Raw genomic sequence first — 21,145 nt, 5'->3', positions numbered from 1 at the left:
GTAATAACGATCACTGTCGCGCACCCCGCCCTGTTGCATGGAAGTCGATATTGCGGCGTCGCCACGGCCACTGCAATCGTGCGGATAGCCCTGAGCCGCCAATGTGTCTATAGTGGCCGCTTTCATCTCGCGCGTGGACTGGCACAGGACGCGGCGCGGAACGTCATGGAGTACCCACTATGTCCGACAGGCCCCGCATTTTTGATGACCTAGCCGGTGTGGCCGGTGGCGCGTTCTCGGCGCTGGCTGGTGTGCGTGAGGAAATCGGCGCGATCGTACGCGCCCGCGTGGATGAAACACTGGGCAGCCTGAACCTTGTCCGCCGCGATGAATTCGAGGTCGTGCGTGAAGTCGCGACCCGTGCGCGCCTGGCGCAGGGCGAACTGGAAAACCGGATCAGCCGGCTGGAAGAACGCGTCTCCGACCTGGAGGCCAGCCTGACCGCGCCCACGCGCCCGGGACTGTAAGCACAACGCTTGCAGCGCGTGCCGGTGGGCCATAGTGTAACAGGACGGTCCGCGCCCTGATTCCCCGCAACAGGCCACGGACCGGATGCAGAGATACGCGGAATCCGGCGCATGCCCGGATTTCCTCCACGACGGCTTCGGGGAGTGCCACATGCCAGCTCTGACTGAAACAGCGATCCCACGCAATACGAATCCACTCGATCTGATGGAACGGATCGTGGGCGGATATGACTGGAATTTCGAACGCCGCAACGATTCGGAAATGGCGGCCGAAGCACCGGGAAAATGGTGCGATTACGGCCTGTTCTTCTGCTGGTCGGAAGAAGTGAACGCCATGCATTTCACCTGCACGTTTGACCTCAAGGTCCCCGCGGACCAGCGGCGCAACCTGTTCGAACTCCTTGCGCTGGCCAACGAACGGCTGTGGATCGGCCATTTCAGCATGGACCCCGACCATGGCACGCCGGTCTTCCGCCATGCGGTCCTGCTGCGCGGGTCACGCGGGGCATCGGTGGAAAGCCTGGAAGACATGATCGACATCGCCCTGACCGAATGTGAACGTTTCTACCCCGCCTTCCAGTTCGTGCTGTGGGGCGGCAAGAAACCGGCGGATGCGCTGGAAGCCGCGATGCTTGACTGCGTGGGGATGGCCTGATGCCCGAAACCCTTCCCCCCCTGCTTCTGGTTGGTTGCGGCAAAATGGGCGGTGCGATGCTGGATGGCTGGCTGAAGGAAGGGCTGGCCCCGTCCTTCATCGTCGATCGCCACCGCGAATCCGTGCCTGCCCCGCACCACCTTGTCCGTAGCCTTGATGATGTCCCGGCCGATTTCCGGCCGGGCATGATCATACTGGCCACCAAACCGCAGAAGGTGGACGCCGTCATGTCCGCGGTCGCGCCCTTCACCGTGCATGCGCCGGTCATATCGGTGCTGGCGGGCCGCACGGTGAAAAACCTGACGGATGCGCTGGCGGCCCACCTGCCACCCGGCAGCCCCACACCCATCGTGATCCGCACCATGCCCAATACGCCCAGCGCCATCGGGCAGGGCATGACGGTCTGCTACGCGCCCCCCATCGCAACACCCGCACAGCGCAAACTGTGCACGCGCCTGCTGCGCGCGGTGGGGGAAGTGGCGTGGGTCGAGCATGAAGACCAGATCGATATCGTCACATCCATTTCCGGCAGCGGACCGGCCTATGTCTTCCTGCTGGCGGAACTGCTGGAACAGCTGGGCGTGGCCGACGGCCTGCCGCCCGACCTTGCCCGTCTGATCGCACGCCAGACGGTATCGGGTGCGGGCGCGCTGATGCAGCACAGCGGCATCGACGCCGCCACCCTGCGTCGCAACGTGACCAGTCCCAACGGCACGACGCAGAAGGCGCTGGAAGTGCTGATGGCGGATGGTGCATGGCCCGCAACCCTTGCCGCCGCCCTGAAGGCGGGGGCAAAACGGGCGCGTGAACTGTCAGGCCCGCAACCCGTTTCATGACCATGTGGCGCCGTGTGCCCACCACCGATACCCTTAACCCGGAAGATTATGCCCTCCATGGATAACGACCTGTTTGACGCCACCCTTCTCCGCTCAGCGTTGGAACGTGCGGCTTCGCACGGCTGGCGACGCGTGACGGTCGTTGACGCGGCGCGGGATGCCGGGCTGAGTCTGGAGACCGCGCGCAGGCGTGCGCCGTGCAAGGCGATGCTGCTGCTGACACTGGGTCGGCTGGCGGATGAGGCTGCGCTGGTGGAAGATGAATCCGAAGGCAGCGTGCGTGAAAAGCTGTTCGACATGCTCATGCGCCGCCTGGACGTGTTCCAGCAGTACCGCGAAGGCGTGCGCAGCGTGCTGCGTGCCCTGCCCATGGACCCACCACTGGCCATCATGCTGGGGGGCGCCACACTGGAAAGCATGAAGTGGATCGCCAATGCAGCGGGCATGGAAACCAATGGCCTGGCCGGTGGCCTGCGCCTGCAGGCCCTGCTGGGCGTATGGACCATGACCCTGCGGGCATGGGACAAGGATGACAGTCAGGACATGGGCACCACCATGGCAGCGCTGGATCAGGCGCTGGATCGCGCCGCGCGCTTTACCGGCCTGGCCCCGGCGGCACCGCAGGCCCCCATGCCTGGTGGCGGGTATGATGCGGACACCGATCCGCTGGTGGACCTGCCGCTGGAACCTTTGGCCTGAATAAACCCGATCGGGCCATCCCCCCCCTTTACGGGACGGCCTTTTAGACATTAGAAGATCACCGTATCGCGCGAATCGCACGGTTACCGGACTTATTGGGGCGTAGCCAAGTGGTAAGGCAGCGGATTTTGATTCCGCCATGCGGAGGTTCGAACCCTCCCGCCCCAGCCAGTCATTCCTGAAATCGTAATGTGTCCGGGTCGTCCGGTCCTGCGATATCCCGGAAATCCAAAAGAAGTTTTTTGGTGAAGCTTTTTTCAGAAAGCTTCAAGGCATGCCGCCTGTTTGAAAAAAGGCGGTACCCAAGAAATTTTATTACTTCTTGATCAATACATTACCTTTTCTAATCCTGAATCTGTTCCATCCGCCCCGGCCCGATGGGCTGAACCGATACGGCAGGCGGCCAGAAGGCATGGGCGATTTCGTTCTGGATCTGCCGCAATTCGCGCTGGATCCAGTCCATGTATTCATGCAGGCCCCGCAGGATGATGTCTTCCACCGTCTGCTCAGCCAGTGTGACGCGCAGTTCCTCCACCCGTTCAATGATCGGGGCGCAGTGCCGCAGGCGGTACTCACCCGCCAGCGACCCCAGCACGCTATAGACACTGCGCAGGCTGGTGGACAGCGAACGGGGAAAACCGTCATTCTTCAGCAGGAAACCCACGATATTGGCGGGCGTCATCCCTTCAGGCAGGACGCGACGGAAGGCATGGTACGCCGCAGCCGACCGCAGCACGGATGTCCACTGGCTCATGTCGATATCAGAACCGACACCAACGCCACTGGGCAGCAGGGTATGGTATTTTATGTCAATCAGCCGTGTGATCTGGTCCGCGCGTTCAAGGTTCTTGCCAAGGATATAGAACAGCCATGCCTGGTCGCGGTACAGCGTGCCCTCGGTTATGCCAAAATGGGTCTGGCAGTCCTGTTTCAGTCGCGTGCACAGGCCGGACAGATAGCCCGCGCCCACATCATTGGGTCCCAGTTCCATGACCCAGCGCGTAAAGACATTCAGATGCATCCACATCTCGGTCGAGATCAGGGGACGCAGCACCCGCGCATTCTCCCGCGCATAACGGGCCATGGACACGATGGAGTCCGGATTGTTGGCATCAATGATGTAAAAGGCCACAACACTGCGTTCGGTCGCGGCTTCATGATGCTGGAAGAACAGGCCTTCATCCGCGTTGATGCGGATGACGCTGTCCCATCCCGCATCCAGGTTGGTGGCTGAAACCGATGTGCTGGTCACCTCGATCAGGCGGGCAAGGTTTTCAATACGCTCCATATAACGCGACAGCCACATCGTGCTTTCGGCATAGCGCGAAAGCAGGTTGCGCAGCCCCGGCATGACCGGGGCGGGAAAGACCGAAACCTGTGTCATGATGCCAGCACCCATGTATCCTTTGACCCACCACCCTGCGATGAATTGACCACAAGCGACCCCTTGCGCAGGGCCACACGCGACAGACCGCCGGGCAGCACCCATGTATCGCGCCCGGTCACGGCAAAGGGACGCAGGTCCACATGCCGTGCCTCAACCCCGGTGGGGCATAACGTGGGCGAAACCGACAGGTTTATGACCGGCTGGCTTATGTAATTCGCCGGGTTGGCGCGCAGCAGGGCACGGAATTCATCCAGTTCCGACTGTGTCGCATGGGGACCGATCAGCAGCCCGTAGCCGCCGGATTCGCCCACCGGCTTGACCACCAGCCGTTCGATGTTGGCCAGCGTGTAGTCCAGCCCCTCACGCTCGGCGCAGATATGGGTTTCAACGTTGGTCAGGATCGGCTCCTCATCCAGGTAATAGCGGATGATGCGTGGCATGTAGGCATAGACCGCCTTGTCATCCGCAACGCCCGTGCCAATGGCGTTGGCCAGCGTCACGTTGCCCCTGCGGTAGGCATCCACCAGTCCCGGCACACCCAGCATGCTGTCGGGATTGAACACCTGCGGGTCAAGGAAATCGTCATTCAGCCGCCGGTAGATGGAATGGACCGGGCGGGGACCGGCCACGGTGCGCATGTAGACACGCCCGTCCTCCACCATCAGGTCACGTCCCTCGACCAGCGGGATGCCCATTTCACGCGCAAGGAACACATGCTCGAAATACGCGGCGTTATAGATGCCGGGCGATAGCAGGACCACCTGCGGGTTATCCACGCCAATGGGTGCGACCTCCGCCAGCGCGCGGTGCAGGCGGGGGCCGTATTCGTCCACCGGGCGGATGTTCAGCCCCCGCGCCAGATCGGGCATGAGACGCAGCATCATCTGCCGGTCTTCCAGCACGTATGACACGCCCGAGGGCGTGCGGGCATTATCTTCCAGCACCAGGAAGCGGCCATCGCGGTCGCGCACAAGGTCGGTGCCATTGATATGCACGTAAACCCCGCCGGGCACATCCAGCCCGACCATGGCCTGACAGTAATTGGCGTTTCCCAGCACCAGATCGCGCGGCACCACACCGTCATTGAGGATATGCCGGTCGTGGTAAATGTCATGCAGGAACAGGTTGATGGCGCGCACGCGCTGCTGCACGCCGCGTTCGACATGGTCCCATTCCAAGGCAGTCAGCACGCGCGGAATGACATCAAACGGCAGGACGCGATCAATCGCCTCGCGGTCGGAATAGACGGTAAACGTTATGCCAAGGCGGTAGAACTGCGCTTCCACCGCGGCCGCCCTGCGCCGCAGTTCCGCCAGGTCGAAGTGCGCCAGGCGGTCACGCACCAGTTTCAGGTCGGGCGGCGGGATATCCCCGCGATTGAGCAGTTCACAGAAAAAATCCGGAATGTCGTACGTCGCGAACAGCCCGGCGGCCTGTGCTGCCATTTTCATATCATTCATGTCCTACCCCCGCTGGCGTGGAGGTGGATCAGGCGCGAAGGAATCATGTCCGCCCACCTGCAATTTCGTTTCGATCCGTTTCTAGCGGAGCAAGAAAATCGTCTCTTGCCAAGAACGAATCTGCATTCCCTTCCCATTCGGGCCAAAATGCCGGAAAAATACGATATTGCCGCCGCCACCAATCCTGATAGCGTGGACGGTGACAGACAAACCACGTCCGAACCGCACCATCGCCGGATCACGATGGCAGGCATGCGGGACAGTTTTCCGGGGCTCTAGATTACATGAACGCGCATGCCATGCTGGTCCACCACACACGGTACCGATACGACCGGCCTGTTCACCTTGGCCCGCAGACCATCCGCCTGCATCCCCTGCCGGGTTGCCGCAATGTCCTGTCCCACACCATGGATATCGCGCCCCAGCCCTGTACGCGCGTCTGGGGACAGGATGCGTCCGGCAACCGGATCGCCCGCGTCACGTTCCCCGAACGGGTCACGCATTTCGATATCACCGTCCGCCTTGCAACCGACCTGACGCCCATCAACCCGTTCCACTTCACCCTTGCCCCATCCGCCCGCCACTGGCCTGCCGACGGGGCATGCGACGCCCCTGCCCTTGCCCCCTACAGGCTGAACGCAGACGACGGCACGGACGGGTCGCCCACCCCGCTGCTTGATGCCTTTGTGGCGGAATGGCACGCCAGGCTGCCCTGTCCCACACTGGACCTGCTGGTGGACCTGAACCGGGCCATTGCAACACACATCACCTACCGCATCCGGCCCGAAGCGGGCGTGTGGTCGCCGGAGGAAACCCTGTGTCACGCCGCCGGTTCGTGCCGCGACAGCGCGTGGCTGCTGATCGCCGTGCTGCGCAGGCTGGGCTTTGCCGCCCGGTTTGTATCGGGCTACCTGTTCCAGCCGGACCTGAATGCTCCGGACCGGCTGGGTTGCGACCTGCATGCATGGACGCAGGTGCATGTACCCGGCGCCGGCTGGATCGGGCTGGATACGACATCGGGCCTGCTGGCGGCACAGGGGCATATCCCGCTGGCGGTCGCCACGACCCCGCAGCATGCCGCCCCGGTCAGCGGCCTGCTGGACTACTGCGTCGCCACATTTGAAGCCGTGATGGAAACCACGCCCATGCCCCCGGTCGCGGATATGGCATCCACCCCGCGTCGGGCTATACACCCCTCATGAAACTGTTTTTCTGCCAGTCATGCCAGCAGGTCCTGTTTTTCGAGAATACGGCATGCGAACGCTGCGGCCATACGCTGGGTTATGTGCCGGAACGGACCGTCCTGTCCGCGCTGGACGCCATGGGGGACGGGTTGTGGCAACCGCTGGCAACGCCCGATGCCCCGCCGCGCGCGCTATGCGCCAACAACGCCTACAGCGCATGCAACTGGCTGGCGGAACCGGGGCAGCCCTTCTGCATCGCATGCAGTTTCAACCGCACCATTCCCAACCTGTCGGTACCCGGCAATATCGCGCGGTGGCAGAAGGTGGAGGTGGCCAAGCACCGCCTGTTCTACAGCCTGCTGCGCCTTGGCCTGCCCCTGCGTAACCGGCGGCAGGATCCCGAAGGCGGGCTGGCGTTCGATTTCCTCGACAGCCTGCCCGATGGCACGCCCGCCATGACGGGCCACATGAACGGCGTCATCACCATCGCCCTGAACGAGACGGATGATGCGCGACGTGAACAGCTACGGCAGGAAATGGGGGAATACTACCGCACCCTGCTGGGCCATTTCCGCCATGAAATCGGGCATTACTACTGGAACGTGCTGATCCGGGACGCGGGGCCGGACCGGCTGGCTGCCTGCCGGGCGGTGTTTGGGGATGACCGGCGCGATTACGCCGACAGCCTGAAGGCCCATTACGCAGCCCCGGCCAGTGACGCATGGCGCGGCCAGTATGTCAGCCACTACGCCACGTCCCACCCGTGGGAGGACTTTGCCGAGACATGGGCGCATTACCTGCACATCATCTCGACCCTTGAAACCGCATGGGCCTATGGCATGTCGATTGACGCGACAGGCGCCCATGCGCCACCGCTGCGCACCAGCGTCCGGCGCGACCCCTATACCGAAATGTCATTTACCGAAATCACGGATGGATGGCTGCCGCTGACCTATGCGGTCAACAGCCTCAACCGTTCCATGGGCCTGCCGGATTTCTATCCGTTTGTGCTGACGCCGGATATCCTGCGCAAGCTGTCCTTCATCCATGAACTGATCCGCGACAGCCGCACGGACCAGACGACCATTGATGAATAATAAAAGTTTCCGGGTGTCGCCTTTTTTCAAAAAGGCGGCATTTCCCAGCGTATTCTGAAAAAATCATCGCCAGAAACTGGCATGTGATTTTCAGACCGTTTCTTCCGCCCCCTCCAGAACGGGGGCCACGGAAATGGCGCTGTCATTCATGTCCCGACAGCATGCGCGCAGGGTGGAAATGAAATTGGCCAGCAGCGGGACATGCTGTCCCGCCCGCATGGCGATGGCCAGTTCCGCGCGCGGCGCCTTCGCCCCCAGCGAGTGGTAGGTCACGCCGCCGGAATGGATCTGGTGCAGCGAACGCGGCACGACCGATACCCCAAGCCCTGCAGCCACCAGCGGCACGGTGGAGGCGATCTGCGGGGCCTGCTGGCCCATGCGCGGCGTGAAGCCTGCATTGTGGCAGGCGGACAGAATGGCGTCATGGAACCCTGGCCCAAGTTCACGCGGGAAGATGATGAAGGGTTCATCCACCAGCATTTCCAGTTCAAGATGGGGGTGGATGGCCAGTGGGTGCCCCTTGGGCAGGGCCACGACCGTTTCCTCCTCCAGCAGGGGGGACACCAGCAGGCCCGCCCCGTCGGGCACCGGCGGGCGGACAATGGCAATGTCTATGGCCCGGTCGTGCAGGCTCTTGCGCAGGGCGGGAGTATTGCTTTCCTCCAGGTAGATGGTGACATCGGGCCAGAGTTCCCGGAAACGCCGCACCGTCAGCGGGATCATGGGCAGCAGCGAGACCGCCCCCGCCAGCCCTACGCGGATATGCCCCTTCTCACCCCGCGCCAGTCCCTGCGCCGTGGCAAGGAACTGCTGCTGCATGCCCAGCAGGGCACGGGCCTGATCCAGCAGGACCATCCCGACATCCGTCAGCCTGACCCCGCGCGTCAGCCGCTGGAACAGCAGGACACCCAGCTCGTTTTCCAACTGCTTGATCTGCTGGCTCAGAGGTGGCTGTTCTATGCCTAGCTGCTCTGCGGCACGGGTAAAGCTGCCATTGTCGGCAACGGCTACAAAATAACGTAAATGCCTTAGATCCATATTCCATATAAATTATATATGGGAATGTCTTTCAATATATATTTGACGAAATAACATGGCTTGCGCCACGTTTCGCGCCAATCGTGCTGAGGATGAGTATCCCATAATGAAGATCGGCCTGTTCATTCCGTGTTATATCGACGCGTTCTACCCTGAAGCGGGGATCGCCACGCTGGAACTGCTGGAAAAACTGGGACAGGATGTCGAATATCCGCTGGACCAGACCTGCTGCGGCCAGCCCATGGGCAATTCCGGCTGCAATTCGGACGCCGCCGCGGCGGAAGCCCTGTTTGTTCGCAATTTCGCGAAATACGACAAGATCGTCATGCCATCAGGCAGCTGCACGCATCATGTCCGCGACAATTTTGATGCGATCCCGCAGACCGACGAAGTGCGCCACGTGCGCGAAAACACTTACGAACTGGTCGAATTCCTGCATGACATCCTGAAGGTGGATGCCTTCCCGTGGGCTGAATTCAACCATACCGTAGGCCTGCACAACAGTTGCGGCACGCTGCGCGCCCTGCGTACGGCCAGCATGTCCGAACTGGGTGAAAAGCCGTTTTCCAAACCGATGGACCTGCTGAAGAAGGTCAAGGGAATCCGCTTTGTCACCCCCAAGCGCCCCGATGAATGCTGCGGCTTCGGCGGCACCTTCTCGGTCACGGAAGAAGCCGTGTCGGCCAAGATGGGCGTGGACAAGGTGCGTGACCATTACCAGGCGGGGGCGGACTACATCGTCTCGGCCGATTCTTCATGCGTGATGCACCAGCAGGGCTGCGCTGAACGCGCGGGGGTACCCATCCGCTTCATTCATATCGCGCAGATCCTTAACGGAGCAGCTCAATGAGCAACAAGCCCGTCAACCACGCCCGGGCGGCGGAGCATTTCCTTGAGGACGCCCCCCACCTGCAGTTCCATGACGAACGCCTGTGGGACATGCGCCAGAAGCGTGACGCCCAGATGCACATCCTGCCGGAATGGCAGGAACTGCGCGAGGAAGCGTCGCGCATCAAGGAACACACGCTCTCCCGCCTGCCCGAATACCTTGAGCAGTTCGAGGAAAACGCGAAAAAGAACGGCATTCACGTCCACTGGGCGCGCGACGGGGCGGAACATAACCGCATCGTGGGCGAAATCCTGAAGAGCCATAACGCGCGCAACCTGATCAAGAGCAAGTCCATGGTCACCGAAGAGTGTGACATGCGGCCCTATCTTGCAAAACAGGGTGTCACCGTAACCGAAACCGACCTTGGCGAACGCATCCAGCAGCTTGATGACCAGCTGCCCAGCCACATCGTGGTGCCGGCGGTGCACAAGCTGACATCAGACGTGGCGAAAATCTTCGCCAAGGATTACCACACCGACCCCAACATCCGTGACCCGCACCTTCTGGCCGAAGCACAGCGCCAGGCAGCCCGTCCGGTTATCCTGCATGCCGATGCGGGCATGACCGGCGGCAACTTCGTGGTGGCGGAAACCGGCACGTTCGTGGTCTGCACCAACGAAGGCAATGCCGACCTGAGTGCGACGGTGCCCAACCTGCATATCGCAACCATCGGCATCGAACGCCTTGTCCCGCGCATGGCCGACCTTGGCGTATTCATACGCCTGCTGTCGCGCAGTGCGCTGGGATCACCGATCACACAGTACACCACCCATTTCCGTGGCCCGCAGAAGGGTGGCGAGATGCACGTGGTGCTGGTCGATAACGGGCGTTCCGCACGTCTGGGCATGGAAGATTTCTGGACGTCGCTCAAATGTATCCGCTGTGGCGCGTGCATGAACACCTGCCCGGTATACCGCCGTTCGGGTGGGCTGTCCTATGGTGCGGTGTATTCCGGCCCGATCGGTGCGATCATCGACCCGACCTTCAACGAACGCAAATACAGCACGCTTCCCTATGCCTCGACGCTGAACGGAAGCTGCACCAATGTCTGCCCGGTCAAGATCAACATTCACGAACAGCTGTACAAATGGCGTCGCGTGCTGGTGCAGCACCATGAAATGCCCTTCGTCAAGCGTGAGATCATGCACATGGCGGGCAAGCTCATGGGTCAGCCCAGGATGTACCGCGCCGCCATCAAGGCGACCGAGGTCTCGCTGGGCACCATGCCGCGCTTCGTGCTGTATAACTGGCTGAATCCGTGGGGCAAGCACCGCGAAAATCCCCATCCGGTCAAGCAGACATTCAATGACTGGTATCGCAAGAACCGCGAGAAGGCCAAGCCTGCCGCCGCACCGGAGACCAAGAAATGAACCCCGCACGCGACGAGATCCTGCAGGCCCTGCGTAACAACCGCCCCACGCCGGAAAACCATCCGCTGCCGCCGGTCAGGACGCTGGGCGACCTGGACGCCAGCCGTGAACGTTTTATCGCCAGCCTGAAGATACTGGGCGGTGATGTGCTGGAACCCGTGGAAGGGGAAATGCTGGATCAGGCCATCATGCGCCGTCACCCGGATGCGAAGGTGATCTGCTCCACCGTGCCTGAAGCGCACGGCACGCTGCCGGTCGAGAAGGTGAAGACCCCGCAGGACGCGGCAACCATTGACGTGACCGTGGTGCGCGCGCCGTTCGGCATTGCGGAAATGGGGTCGATCTTCCTCAGCGAATCACAGCTGCCGATCAATTCCTTCGCCCATCTGGGGCAGCACATCGTGGTGGTACTGTCCCCCGCCGCCATTACGGCGAACATGCATACCGCGTATCAGGAACGGCCGGAATTCAGGACCGCCAATTATGGCGTGTTGATGAGCGGCCCCTCCGCCACAGCGGATATCCAGGGCGTGCTGATCCGGGGCGCACAGGGTGTGCGCTCCCTTTCGGTCTGGTTTGCCTGAACCCTGCGGACAGTCCCTTCGCGCCATTTTTCTGAAATGGCGCGAAGCTGTCTGATATCAGACAGCTTTCTTCAGGTTGGGGCTGGCCTTGAACCGAACGGTCTTGCCGGCCTTGACCTTGACCTGTTCACCCGTGCGGGGGTTAAGCGCCTGACGGGCCTTGGTTTTCTTGACCGTAAACGTGCCGAAAGACGGCAGGGTAAAGCCACCCTCGCGCTTCAGTTCCTTGACAATTGCCGCGATCAGGTCAGAGGCAGCCTGATTGGCCGCGACACCCGTGCAATCAATCGAATCCTGTATAACTGCTGCAATAAAGGCTTTACTCATCGTAACGGCCTGCTCCCTTCTGGCTGAAAATTGATGTCGTGAATATCCTGCTTCCGTAATCAAATGGGGCGATCACCACCATCTGGACCGGACGGTCGCGGCTTTTACCCTGATGATTGGGGTTGCACCAGCAATTTTTTGTTATCACATGAAAATTTCTGCTGTCGTAGTCAGCAAGAACCGCAACTGTTTTACAAACGGCAGTTATATCGGCTACCTTCTGCGATAACAGATTGTTTATATCGAAATCGCATCATTGTCGTCAAAAAAATAACCTGGATAAAATGTCACCATTGCCAGAGATGCCCCCGGTCGGGGCATCTCTGGCACAGGCCCTGCGGGTCAGCTTTTGAAATTCTGTACCTTCAGGTCCGTTACGCCGACAAAGGTAATCCGGGTATCATCCGTCAGGCTGACAGTCGTATTCCCACCAGCAATGGTGGCATTATCCAGCATGGACTGGATGGAAGATGATTTTGCGTCATAACCGGCCAGCTTGACGATATTGCCTGCCGATTTACCGAAATCCTGAATGATGTCGTTACCGCCGGCCTTACCCTTGACAAACTCGAATTCCGTCTTGGCACTCCCTGCAGTGAACAGGTCATCGCCCGTCCCGGCCCGCAGGGTATCCTGCCCGCTGCCGCCAATCAGGGTATCATTGCCGCTGCCCGCCCGGGCATACAACTTGCCTGTTGACAGGCCACCATCCAGTGTTTCGTTTCCGCTACTGGCATAATAGGTGGCGGTTGTCTGCGTATTCGCCGTCAGGTCCAGTCCCGCCGTGCCATAAATGGTGGCATGGCTGCCGGTCACGGTGTCGGAAATACCATTGCTGCCATCAATGAAGGTCAGGCTGCCATGCACGCTGACCGAAATCGTACTGGCATCCACGTCATCAAGATGGGAGGAATGACTGGCGGAAATCGTATCGTTGCTGCCACCACTCACGGTCAGTTTCGTATGCGCCTGGATGGTGCTGTCACTGACCGAATCGGCAAGCAGACTACCGTTGCCATAGATGGTGTCGGACGCACCGCCATCCACGGTCAGTTTCGCATGTCCGTGGATATTGCTGCCACTGACCGAATCGGCAAGCAGATTACCGTTGCCATAAATGATGTCGGACGCACCGCCATCCATGGTCACTTTCGCATGTCCGTAGATATTGCTGCCACTGACCGAATCCACAAGCAGGCTGCTGTTGCTATAGATGGTGTCGGACGCACCGCCATCCACGGTCAGTTTCGCATGTCCATGGATATTGCTGTCATTGACCGAATTAACGACCAGATTATTGCTGCCATAGATGGAGTCGGACACGCCACCGTCGATAGTGTTGGTATAGCGTGCGGGATTATGTTCCCCGAAGTAATCGTCATCCGCATAACCGCTGATGGTGGAATTGCTGACATCCTGCACCGTCACGCCGTCAATGACCCGCAATTGCACGCCGCCACCGTTAAACCGTGCTGCATCGGGCGCATTCCAGTCACCGGTTACGGTAGGGTGTCCATCAGCGCCATAAATGGTGTCGGCCCCACCCAGGACATGGATGGTGTCCAGCCCCTTGCCGCTGACGAAATCCGTGTTGCCGCCAGCGGCGTAATAATTCACGTCACCCGATTTCGCGACAAAATCCACCTTGCCCATGTCACCATCCATGATGGTGGAGGCCTGCTTGCCACCGGTCAGGATGATCTTGCTGTCCAGCGGGGTGGAGGTGGTGCTGCCGATCTCGACCTCGGTGCCGGTCACGGTGTGTTTGCCAGCAGTCGTGACCTGCTGGTTCACGCCGCCAGACTGCTCCATCACGGTATCGATCCCGGCCACGCCAAACATGCGCACGGCCAGTGCCGGGATATCATTGCCATAGGCCTGCTGCAGGGCCGAAACCTCTGCACTGGAAACGTTGGCGAGCGACCGCAGGACCGTGACCTCGCTCACCCTGTTCAGTCCCCATATGATATCACTATTATCCGGGTTGATGCCCAGCGTCAGGCCAGTGGCCCCGGTTACGGTCACTCCCATGCATTCCGTTCCTTTTCACGCATCGCGGGAACATGCATGTCTCCCGACCTCGCTACAGATATCCGCTACCCGCGCCGCATGATCGCCACGACAGGGGATGAGATGCTTTCACGACGGTAATTGACAGCAATGGGTTAAGAAATTCGGAATCAGGGTCAGATTGGTTCAGTTTAATGGAACACGTTTTTCCAGTTCCTCCAGCCAGATGCGGGCATTGCCGTCAGATGGCGCCCGCCAGTCCCCGCGCGGCGACAGCGCGCCGCCGGCCACGACCTTCGGCCCGTTGGGCATGGCCGAACGCTTGAACTGGCTGAAGCCAAAGAAACGGTTCAGGAAAACCCCCAGCCAGTGCCGGATTTCAGACAGGGAATAGGCCCGCCTGCTGTCAGCGGGGAACCCCGGTGGCCAGTTCCCCCGCGTGGTGTCGCCCCACGCATGCAGCGCCATGAACGCGATCTTCGCGGGACGGAAGCCGTAGCGCAGCACATGGAACAGGGTAAAATCCTGCAATGCGTATGGCCCGATCAGTGACTCCGTGCTCTGCACCGCCTGCGTGACCGTAGCGGGCACCAGTTCGGGCGAGATCTCGGTGGACAGGATGGCGTCCAGCACCGCACAGGTCCGTGCCTGTTCCTGCCCATTGGCCATGACCCAACGGATCAGATGCTGGATCAATGTTTTCGGCAGGCCGGAATTGACGTTGTAATGCGCCATCTGGTCACCCACGCCATAGGTACACCACCCCAGCGCCAGTTCCGACAGGTCTCCCGTGCCGATCACGATCCCGCCCGACTGGTTGGCCAGCCGGAACAGGAAGTCCGTCCTGAGCCCGGCCTGCACATTTTCAAACGTGACATCATACACGTCCTTCCCCGCGGCGAAGGGGTGCCCCATCTGTTCCAGCATAAGCTTTGCCGCGGGGCGAATATCGATCTCTCGCGCCTGTATGCCCAGCGCCGCCATCAGTTCATGCGCATTGCCACGCGTGTCGCTGCTGGTGCCAAAACCGGGCATGGTGTAGCCCAGCACCGCCTGCCGTCCCAGCCCGCTTTCATCCGCCGCCCGTGCCGCCACCAGCAGGGCATGGGTGGAATCCAGACCACCCGAGACGCCAATGACCAGCGTTTTCGCCCGTGACGCCAGCAACCGTCGCTTCAGGGCCGTGACCTGTATGGTAAAGGCCTCGTAACAGTCCTGATCCAGTACGGCTGGATCACTGGGCACGAAGGGAAAGCGGGGAATGGCGCGCCGCAGGCCGATATTGTCGGCCGGTGGCGTCAGGGCAAGGTCGATCCAGCGCCAGTCCTGCGCCCCTGCATGGGCGCGGTTATCGGCAAAGCTGCCCATGCGCAGGCGTTCCTGCCGCAGCAGGTCAAGGTCCACATCCGCCGTCAGCGTGACCAGACCGGACGGGAAACGCGCACTTTCCGCCAGGATCGCACCATTTTCGAAAATGGAGGTCTGTCCGTCCCATGCCACATCGGTGGTTGATTCCCCCTCCCCCGCCGCAGCATAGACATAGGCACATATACACCGCGCGGAATGGGACTGGCACAGCAGCGTACGCGTGCGCGCCTTGCCCACGGTGATATTGGATGCCGACAGGTTGGCGATGACCGTAGCCCCGGCAAGGGCCGCCTGAATGCCCGGTGACTGGGGCACCCACATGTCCTCACAGATTTCGGCGGCCACAACCAGACCCGGTACGGCGCGGGCACGAAACAGCAGGTCGGTGCCAAATGGCACGTCATGGCCACCAAGCGTGACATGACCTCCCCGCAGTCCGGCGCCCGCGCTAAACTGCCGGGCTTCGTAAAATTCCCGGTAATTGGGCAGATAGGATTTCGGAATGACGCCGACAATCCGCCCATCATGCAGGGCTATGGCGCAGTTATACAGCGCATTCCCCCATACGACCGGCGCGCCCACCAGCACCAGCGGCCGCAGGCCCGCCGTCTGCGCGGCAAGCCACGTGATGGCATCCCCCACGCGGTCCAGCAGCACATCCTGCTGGCGCAGGTCCTCGATCGCATAACCGGACAGCCCCAGTTCAGGAAAAACCGCGACCACTGCCCCCGCGTCATGACAGGCACGGATACCGTCATGCGTGCGGCGCGCGTTTTCCATGGGATCAGCCAGCACGACCGGCAGCGTACACGCGGCCACACGTGCGAACCCATGGGTGTACAAAGCGTAAAATCCGGCCGTGCCACTGGCTGCTGTCATATCCTGTATCCCTGTCGCCAAAGCCAAAATCACGACCCCGGTGAACCGGTTGCCATCTGGCGCATTGTTATAGAGCGGATGGCATGCCCGCGTCTGTCACAACAACGATTGGAAGGAACCGAATCATGGACCTGTTACGCTGGACCATCACATTCCTTGTCCTGGCCCTGATCGCCGCGGTCTTTGGCTTCGGCGGCATATCTGACACCTTTGCCTATTTTGGCAAGGTGCTGTTCTTCGTCTTTATCGTCCTGTTCATCCTTGGATTGTTTTTCGGCCGCGGCCGCGGAACTTCGCCCTGATCCGCAATCCCCCGCGCACGAGCGGGATCAGCGCAAGGGCATAGATCCCGTCCATCATGGCCATGGATACTGGCACGCCGGGCACCAGATAGGTTGCCGCGTCGCACGGCTTGGCCGGGCGGCGCGGCATGGAGGCCAGGCGTTCGGCAAAACTGCCGCCATGGAATGTCGGTGCACGACATTCAGGCAGCGGGCTGGCCCACCAGCCCTGCTCCACCCCTACATGCACCGCCGACAGCCCGAACGCGCACAGCAGCACCGGCATGCACAGCCACAGCATGCCGCGTGCCATATCACGCGGCAGAATGGCGGCCAGCCCCCCCAGCACCACCAGGATACGATAAGGCCAGCGTTCCCACAGGCATAGCCCGCAGGGTACGTGACCAAGTGTGTTTTGGCTCCACCACGCCACACCAAGTGCCGCAAGACCTGCCAGCACCATCAATAAAGCAGTTGAACGCATGGCTGGTTACGATCGGTCCACAACGGGTGCGGTCTGCAGCGCATGCATGAAATCAGCGGCCCAGCTTACGGCTGTCGTGCTGCTGACTTCCCGTTCAAGGGCCTGCCAGCGCGTGCGCCGTTCCGCAAGGCCCATTGTCAGTGCTTCATGCAGGGCGTCGGCAATCTCGTCAGGGTCATACGGATTGACCAGGATCCCTTCGTCCATTTCCGGCGCGGCCCCCGCGAAATGCGACAGGATCAGCACCCCCGGATCAGCCGGGTCCTGTGCCGCAACATATTCCTTGGCCACAAGGTTCATGCCATCGCGCAGGGGCGTAATCAGCGCGGCTTCCGCCCGGCGGTAGAACCCGGCCAGGACCTCCCGCGGCAGCGGGCGGGTGATGTAGCGGATGGGCGTCCAGTCAAATTCGGAATAGGCCCCGTTGATCCGTCCGGTCAGTTCATCCAGCTGGCGACGCAGCTGGCGATATTCCTCGACACTACCGCGCGAAATCGGGGCGACCTGCAGGAACGTCACCTTGCCCCGGTGTTCAGGGTAGCGGGCCAGCAGCGCCTCATACCCGCGAAAGCGTTCGGGCAGGCCCTTGGAATAATCCAGCCGGTCCACGCCCAGAACCAGTTTCGCACCCCGCAGGCTGCCTTCCAGCCGCTCGATCTCCGGCCCCTGCATGCTTTTTTCCGCCTGCGCGCGGAATTCATCGGGATCAATGCCGATGGGAAACGCCTGCCCACGCGGCGGCAGGCCGTTGACCTTTAGCGAATGGTTCAGGTTCTCGGCATCCTCGGGGGTCTGCACACCCACCAGATCGTAGCTCTGCATGTCTTCCAGCAGCAGTTCTGCGCCGGGCAGTGAGCGCACCAGACTCCATGGTGGAAAAGGAATATGCAGGAAGAAACCGATCCGGCACCTCACCCCCAGATCCCGCAGCGCCTGCCCCAGCGGGAACAGGTGATAATCATGCACCCATATCACATCATCGGGCCGCAGCAGCGGCAGCAGCGTGCGTGCGAACATGGCGTTGACCGCAAGGTAGGTTTCCCAGTCCGTGCGGGAATAATTCATCAGTCCCACGCGGTAATGGAACAGCGGCCACAGGATACCGTTGGAGAAATTCTGGTAAAACCCCTCGTACTGCAGCGGGGTCAGGTCAATGGTGGCGTAGGTTACGTTATCAACCTGGTCCAGCCGGGGCACGGGGTCGCCACCATGAAGCTGCACCTGCTTGCCTGACCAGCCGAACCACAGCGATTCCCCTTCGCGCAGCGCATCTTTCAGGCCAACGGCCAGGCCACCGGCGGGCTGGCTGCGTTCACGCGGGGACGGGACGCGGTTGGAAACAATAATCAGTCGCCCCATGCGTCCCTGCCTCCCTGTGCCAGTTGCGCAAGCCAGCCGCGAAAGGCGGCGGGATCGGGGAAATCGGCAGGAATGCGGAACCCGACCCCACCCAGATGTACCGCCATGCGGATGCCATCCTCATCCGTAACATCATCGCCAACGAAAATGGGGGACCGCCCGGCAAAGGGCGCGCTTTGCATGAGCACTTCCACCGCATGCCCCTTGTCTATGCCGGCAGGGCGGATTTCCCATGCCATCTTGGCGGCCTGCACATGAAAGGCACCGCCTGTTGCGTCAACCCAGCCATCCGCCACCTTGCCCAATGCTTCCCCTGCGTCGGGCGCGCCGCGGTAATGCAGCACCAGCCCTGCCTTCTTGCGTTCGATCCGTACGCCGGGATGGGCCTGCGCCAGCCGGTCGGCCTGTTCCAGCCATGCGGCGGGCACCGGCGGCAGGGGGGCACGTTCAATGGCCTGGCCCGGCGCGTGCCGGATGGCGATGCCATGTTCGCCCGCCACGGCATAGGGCACATCCCCCAGAAAATGGTCGATCTGGTCAATGGGCCGCCCCGAAATCACGGCCAGCGCATTCCCGCATTTGTCACGCAGGCGCTTCAGCGTATCAAGCAGGCCGGGCGCCACCACAACGGATTCAGGCGTAGGCGCGATATCAACCAGTGTCCCATCGAAATCCAGCAGGAATGCCGCGCGGGCAGGCGGGGGCAGCCGATCGAGCGAAGGAAGGGAAGGTATCTTGCTCATGGTGAATCTAGCCTCCGGCAAAGCTGGGGAATACGCAAGCCCGGAACCGCACCGGACAGGCCGACAGCATTGATACGATACAAATTAAACTATTATCTAATGCAGCATTAGCGGGGCTGCCCCCTCATCCGCAGGATCAGCAGGCGGTCGGGCCGGCAGTGGCGGGGATACCGGGGCAACTGCCGTCGTGGGGGCCTGCGTGGGGGAAAGGGACTGTGGCGCGTCAGTGCCGCCCGTAGCAGGCATGGGCGACGGGATGGGCCCGGCCACCGGGACCGGGCTGCCATCCGCACCGGGCTGCGGCACGGCGGCAACCGCCAGCGGCGGTGGCACGGGGGCGACCGCATCCCCGCTGCACCCGGCAAGCTGCACGTCATAAAGCGGATTCTGGAACACGCCATTCGCAGGTTCGGCTACGGCCATCCAGCCCTGAAAGGGCGCCATGCCTTCATGCGCATCATGCACCTCCAGCCAGGCGGCGCTGTCCGCAGGCAGGGTGGGCGGGCGCTGCAGGCATGACGTGGCATGCAGCGTCAGGCTTTTATACGATACGTCCTGCCCGGTAGGGATATCGAGCATCTGGATATGGGCATCGAGCTTGTCCAGCACCCGTACCGTGGCAATAGTACGCCCCTGCCACGTATCGGGGGGATACATGGCGGGCGAGGCCAGCCATTCCGCCGCATGGGCACAGGCGGGCAGGCTGGCAAGCAGGGCGGCGGGCAGGCACCGCAGCAGGCGCCTCATGCTTTCGGGCTCCGCAGGCTGCCCACAAGATCGAGCAGGATCCGGCGCATCGCCGCCTCATCCACGCCCATCAGGATTGCGTCCTCGAACGCATCACGGAGAATACCCTGCAATTCAGTATAATTTTCCTGCAATATCAGTAATTTGTCTCGGCACGACACTGGCGTGCCATCGGGTTGCGGCCAGACCGCCGGCATGCCCGTACTGGCGTTTCCGTCATGGATCATGGGGTTTCTCCACCCACGGGGGCCGGAGCAGCAGGCTGGGACGCCTGGGCCTTGTCCTGCCGGGCCTTGGTCAGCGTATCGGTCACGGAGAAGATGAACTTGCTCAGCAACTGTTCCAGACTGATCGCGCCCTGCGTCTCACCGATCGTGCCGCCGGGGGCCAGCATCTTTTCATCCCCACCGGGGGACAGGGCGATGTACTTGCCCCCCAGCAGGCTGTCGCTGGTAATGATCGCCGCCGTATCATCGGGCAACTTAATGTCGGGCCGCACGGTAAAGGTGACCTGGGCCGCAAAGGTTTTCGGGTCAACGTGCTCATCGACCACCTGCCCGACCGTGATACCGGCCAGCCTGACATCCGAACCCACGGACAGGCCGTCGATATGGGCAAAACCCGCGTTCAGGCGATAACCGGATTCATGCGGCCGCCCCTTGTCCAGCACGGCATAGGCCAGAAGCCCCGCCAGCACGGCCAGCACGGCAAATCCGGCAAGGAGTTCCGCGGGCTGGCGGACCGCCCGGCCTGAAACAGCAGCAACCATGTTGGCAAAGCTTCCCCAATATCCAATGGCGCGTACCCTAGCAGGTTACGCCACCGGTTTCATCCCTCGGGGTACCATGCCTCATAATCGCTGGTAGTTGAAGCCCGCTGCCCACCGCGCAGGTCGCTGCCGGGGGGATGATATGCCGCCACGGTCCCGGTCTGGTTGGGCTGCCACGGCTGCTGCCATGGCTGGCGCGCGCTTTCGGGCAGGGGCGCATCCTCCATATGGTGCAGCCAGCCCCACCATTCGGGCGGAACGGCGGATGCATCCTCCCCCTTATGATAGATGACCCAGCGTTCATGCCGCTTTTCCCCGCCACCGGTACGGTTGGGAGTCCGGGCCTCATAATAGGGTCGGCCATCAGCATCCCTGCCGACCAGCCGCCCCCTGAAATGCGTATAGATACGGGTGCCTAGATTTGCCATGACCAAAGCCTAGTCCGCCCGCACGCGCGCGGTCCACGCGCATATGCGCGACCAACCGTCACATCTGCGGGATCAGGGTGGGCG

General features: G+C 61.6%; 24 protein-coding genes and 1 tRNA gene. 12 read left to right on the top strand and 13 right to left on the bottom strand.

Annotated features, from left to right (window positions below):
* The first annotated feature begins 179 nt into the window (after nucleotides 1-179).
* The 5 genes from F1542_RS13120 to F1542_RS13100 all read left to right on the top strand — a co-directional run bounded on the left by F1542_RS13120 (nucleotide 180) and on the right by F1542_RS13100 (nucleotide 2,828).
* Nucleotides 180-467, top strand: a complete 288-nt coding sequence (locus tag F1542_RS13120) for an accessory factor UbiK family protein (RefSeq protein WP_010508799.1) — start codon at nucleotides 180-182, stop codon at nucleotides 465-467.
* A 151-nt stretch (nucleotides 468-618) separates the two neighbouring features.
* Nucleotides 619-1,122 carry a YbjN domain-containing protein gene (locus tag F1542_RS13115; protein WP_026019653.1) on the top strand — a complete coding sequence of 168 codons (504 nt, stop codon included), beginning with the start codon at nucleotides 619-621 and terminating at the stop codon, nucleotides 1,120-1,122.
* A complete protein-coding gene (gene proC / locus F1542_RS13110; RefSeq protein WP_193733425.1) occupies nucleotides 1,122-1,958 on the top strand; it encodes a pyrroline-5-carboxylate reductase in 837 nt (278 codons plus the stop codon). The genes F1542_RS13115 and proC overlap by 1 nt, the downstream gene beginning before the upstream one ends.
* Before the next feature lie 57 nt (nucleotides 1,959-2,015).
* Nucleotides 2,016-2,657: a TetR family transcriptional regulator gene (locus F1542_RS13105; RefSeq protein WP_193733424.1), complete on the top strand. Its 642-nt coding sequence runs from the start codon at nucleotides 2,016-2,018 to the stop codon at nucleotides 2,655-2,657.
* A 96-nt stretch (nucleotides 2,658-2,753) separates the two neighbouring features.
* Nucleotides 2,754-2,828, top strand: a tRNA-Gln gene (locus F1542_RS13100).
* Between the two features lie 172 nt (nucleotides 2,829-3,000).
* Here the strand turns inward: F1542_RS13100 and F1542_RS13095 are convergent.
* Both F1542_RS13095 and F1542_RS13090 read right to left on the bottom strand, forming a co-directional pair.
* Nucleotides 3,001-4,056, bottom strand: coding sequence for an alpha-E domain-containing protein (locus F1542_RS13095; protein WP_193733423.1), 1,056 nt, complete (start codon nucleotides 4,054-4,056; stop codon nucleotides 3,001-3,003).
* Nucleotides 4,038-5,504 (bottom strand): circularly permuted type 2 ATP-grasp protein, encoded by a 1,467-nt coding sequence (locus F1542_RS13090; RefSeq protein ID WP_193733422.1) that lies wholly within the window; start codon nucleotides 5,502-5,504, stop codon nucleotides 4,038-4,040. Before F1542_RS13090 ends, F1542_RS13095 begins: the two co-directional genes overlap by 19 nt.
* A gap of 45 nt (nucleotides 5,505-5,549) precedes the next feature.
* Between F1542_RS13090 and F1542_RS13085 the strand changes: the two genes are divergently transcribed.
* From F1542_RS13085 to F1542_RS13075, 3 genes are read left to right on the top strand one after another with little or no spacing between them, the layout of a single operon-like run.
* Nucleotides 5,550-5,783 carry a hypothetical protein gene (locus F1542_RS13085; protein ID WP_193733421.1) on the top strand — a complete coding sequence of 78 codons (234 nt, stop codon included), beginning with the start codon at nucleotides 5,550-5,552 and terminating at the stop codon, nucleotides 5,781-5,783.
* 5 nt (nucleotides 5,784-5,788) lie between these two features.
* Nucleotides 5,789-6,706 carry a transglutaminase family protein gene (locus tag F1542_RS13080; RefSeq protein ID WP_193733420.1) on the top strand — a complete coding sequence of 306 codons (918 nt, stop codon included), beginning with the start codon at nucleotides 5,789-5,791 and terminating at the stop codon, nucleotides 6,704-6,706.
* Nucleotides 6,703-7,785 carry a putative zinc-binding metallopeptidase gene (locus F1542_RS13075; protein WP_193733419.1) on the top strand — a complete coding sequence of 361 codons (1,083 nt, stop codon included), beginning with the start codon at nucleotides 6,703-6,705 and terminating at the stop codon, nucleotides 7,783-7,785. Before F1542_RS13080 ends, F1542_RS13075 begins: the two co-directional genes overlap by 4 nt.
* Before the next feature lie 90 nt (nucleotides 7,786-7,875).
* Here F1542_RS13075 and F1542_RS13070 read toward each other — a convergent pair whose 3' ends face one another.
* The gene (locus F1542_RS13070) at nucleotides 7,876-8,823 is read right to left on the bottom strand and encodes a LysR family transcriptional regulator (RefSeq protein ID WP_193733418.1); all 948 of its coding nucleotides are present in this window, start codon (nucleotides 8,821-8,823) and stop codon (nucleotides 7,876-7,878) included.
* Between the two features lie 106 nt (nucleotides 8,824-8,929).
* Between F1542_RS13070 and F1542_RS13065 the strand changes: the two genes are divergently transcribed.
* From F1542_RS13065 to F1542_RS13055, 3 genes are read left to right on the top strand one after another with little or no spacing between them, the layout of a single operon-like run.
* Nucleotides 8,930-9,673 (top strand): (Fe-S)-binding protein, encoded by a 744-nt coding sequence (locus F1542_RS13065; RefSeq protein WP_193733417.1) that lies wholly within the window; start codon nucleotides 8,930-8,932, stop codon nucleotides 9,671-9,673.
* The gene (locus F1542_RS13060; RefSeq protein WP_193733416.1) at nucleotides 9,670-11,082 is read left to right on the top strand and encodes a lactate utilization protein B; all 1,413 of its coding nucleotides are present in this window, start codon (nucleotides 9,670-9,672) and stop codon (nucleotides 11,080-11,082) included. Before F1542_RS13065 ends, F1542_RS13060 begins: the two co-directional genes overlap by 4 nt.
* Nucleotides 11,079-11,666 carry an LUD domain-containing protein gene (locus tag F1542_RS13055; RefSeq protein ID WP_193733415.1) on the top strand — a complete coding sequence of 196 codons (588 nt, stop codon included), beginning with the start codon at nucleotides 11,079-11,081 and terminating at the stop codon, nucleotides 11,664-11,666. Before F1542_RS13060 ends, F1542_RS13055 begins: the two co-directional genes overlap by 4 nt.
* A gap of 57 nt (nucleotides 11,667-11,723) precedes the next feature.
* On the opposite strand, the gene F1542_RS13050 is transcribed toward F1542_RS13055, so the two are convergent.
* The 3 genes from F1542_RS13050 to F1542_RS13040 all read right to left on the bottom strand — a co-directional run bounded on the left by F1542_RS13050 (nucleotide 11,724) and on the right by F1542_RS13040 (nucleotide 16,250).
* Nucleotides 11,724-11,993 carry an HU family DNA-binding protein gene (locus tag F1542_RS13050; protein WP_010508825.1) on the bottom strand — a complete coding sequence of 90 codons (270 nt, stop codon included), beginning with the start codon at nucleotides 11,991-11,993 and terminating at the stop codon, nucleotides 11,724-11,726.
* Between the two features lie 342 nt (nucleotides 11,994-12,335).
* Nucleotides 12,336-14,024: a hypothetical protein gene (locus F1542_RS13045; protein WP_227672734.1), complete on the bottom strand. Its 1,689-nt coding sequence runs from the start codon at nucleotides 14,022-14,024 to the stop codon at nucleotides 12,336-12,338.
* Nucleotides 14,025-14,189: 165 nt separating this feature from the next.
* Entirely contained in the window at nucleotides 14,190-16,250 is a 2,061-nt protein-coding gene (locus F1542_RS13040; protein WP_193733414.1) for an NAD(+) synthase, read from the bottom strand.
* Between the two features lie 131 nt (nucleotides 16,251-16,381).
* Between F1542_RS13040 and F1542_RS13035 the strand changes: the two genes are divergently transcribed.
* Nucleotides 16,382-16,552, top strand: a complete 171-nt coding sequence (locus tag F1542_RS13035) for a DUF1328 domain-containing protein (RefSeq protein WP_199858354.1) — start codon at nucleotides 16,382-16,384, stop codon at nucleotides 16,550-16,552.
* On the opposite strand, the gene F1542_RS13030 is transcribed toward F1542_RS13035, so the two are convergent.
* From F1542_RS13030 to F1542_RS13000, 7 genes are all read right to left on the bottom strand, one after another.
* Nucleotides 16,506-17,015 carry a disulfide bond formation protein B gene (locus F1542_RS13030; RefSeq protein WP_193733413.1) on the bottom strand — a complete coding sequence of 170 codons (510 nt, stop codon included), beginning with the start codon at nucleotides 17,013-17,015 and terminating at the stop codon, nucleotides 16,506-16,508. The genes F1542_RS13035 and F1542_RS13030 overlap by 47 nt on opposite strands.
* Nucleotides 17,016-17,021: 6 nt before the next feature.
* A complete protein-coding gene (locus F1542_RS13025; protein ID WP_193733412.1) occupies nucleotides 17,022-18,374 on the bottom strand; it encodes a trehalose-6-phosphate synthase in 1,353 nt (450 codons plus the stop codon).
* Nucleotides 18,362-19,117 (bottom strand): trehalose-phosphatase, encoded by a 756-nt coding sequence (otsB, locus tag F1542_RS13020; protein WP_193733411.1) that lies wholly within the window; start codon nucleotides 19,115-19,117, stop codon nucleotides 18,362-18,364. Before otsB ends, F1542_RS13025 begins: the two co-directional genes overlap by 13 nt.
* Nucleotides 19,118-19,213: 96 nt before the next feature.
* A complete protein-coding gene (locus F1542_RS13015) occupies nucleotides 19,214-19,864 on the bottom strand; it encodes a DUF2155 domain-containing protein (RefSeq protein ID WP_193733410.1) in 651 nt (216 codons plus the stop codon).
* Complete coding sequence (locus F1542_RS13010; RefSeq protein WP_193733409.1) at nucleotides 19,861-20,091, bottom strand: hypothetical protein; 231 nt, start codon at nucleotides 20,089-20,091, stop codon at nucleotides 19,861-19,863. Before F1542_RS13010 ends, F1542_RS13015 begins: the two co-directional genes overlap by 4 nt.
* The gene (mlaD, locus tag F1542_RS13005; protein ID WP_193733408.1) at nucleotides 20,088-20,633 is read right to left on the bottom strand and encodes an outer membrane lipid asymmetry maintenance protein MlaD; all 546 of its coding nucleotides are present in this window, start codon (nucleotides 20,631-20,633) and stop codon (nucleotides 20,088-20,090) included. Before mlaD ends, F1542_RS13010 begins: the two co-directional genes overlap by 4 nt.
* 59 nt (nucleotides 20,634-20,692) lie before the next feature.
* Nucleotides 20,693-21,061: an NADH-ubiquinone oxidoreductase subunit NDUFA12 family protein gene (locus F1542_RS13000; protein WP_010508845.1), complete on the bottom strand. Its 369-nt coding sequence runs from the start codon at nucleotides 21,059-21,061 to the stop codon at nucleotides 20,693-20,695.
* Nucleotides 21,062-21,145: the final 84 nt, after the last annotated feature.

This window comes from Komagataeibacter sp. FXV3 (assembly GCF_015155755.1).
In the GTDB taxonomy this organism is placed as follows: Bacteria; Pseudomonadota; Alphaproteobacteria; order Acetobacterales; family Acetobacteraceae; genus Komagataeibacter.
Note: the sequence above shows the minus strand (reverse complement) of the source record. Positions and strands in the feature narration are given on the sequence as shown.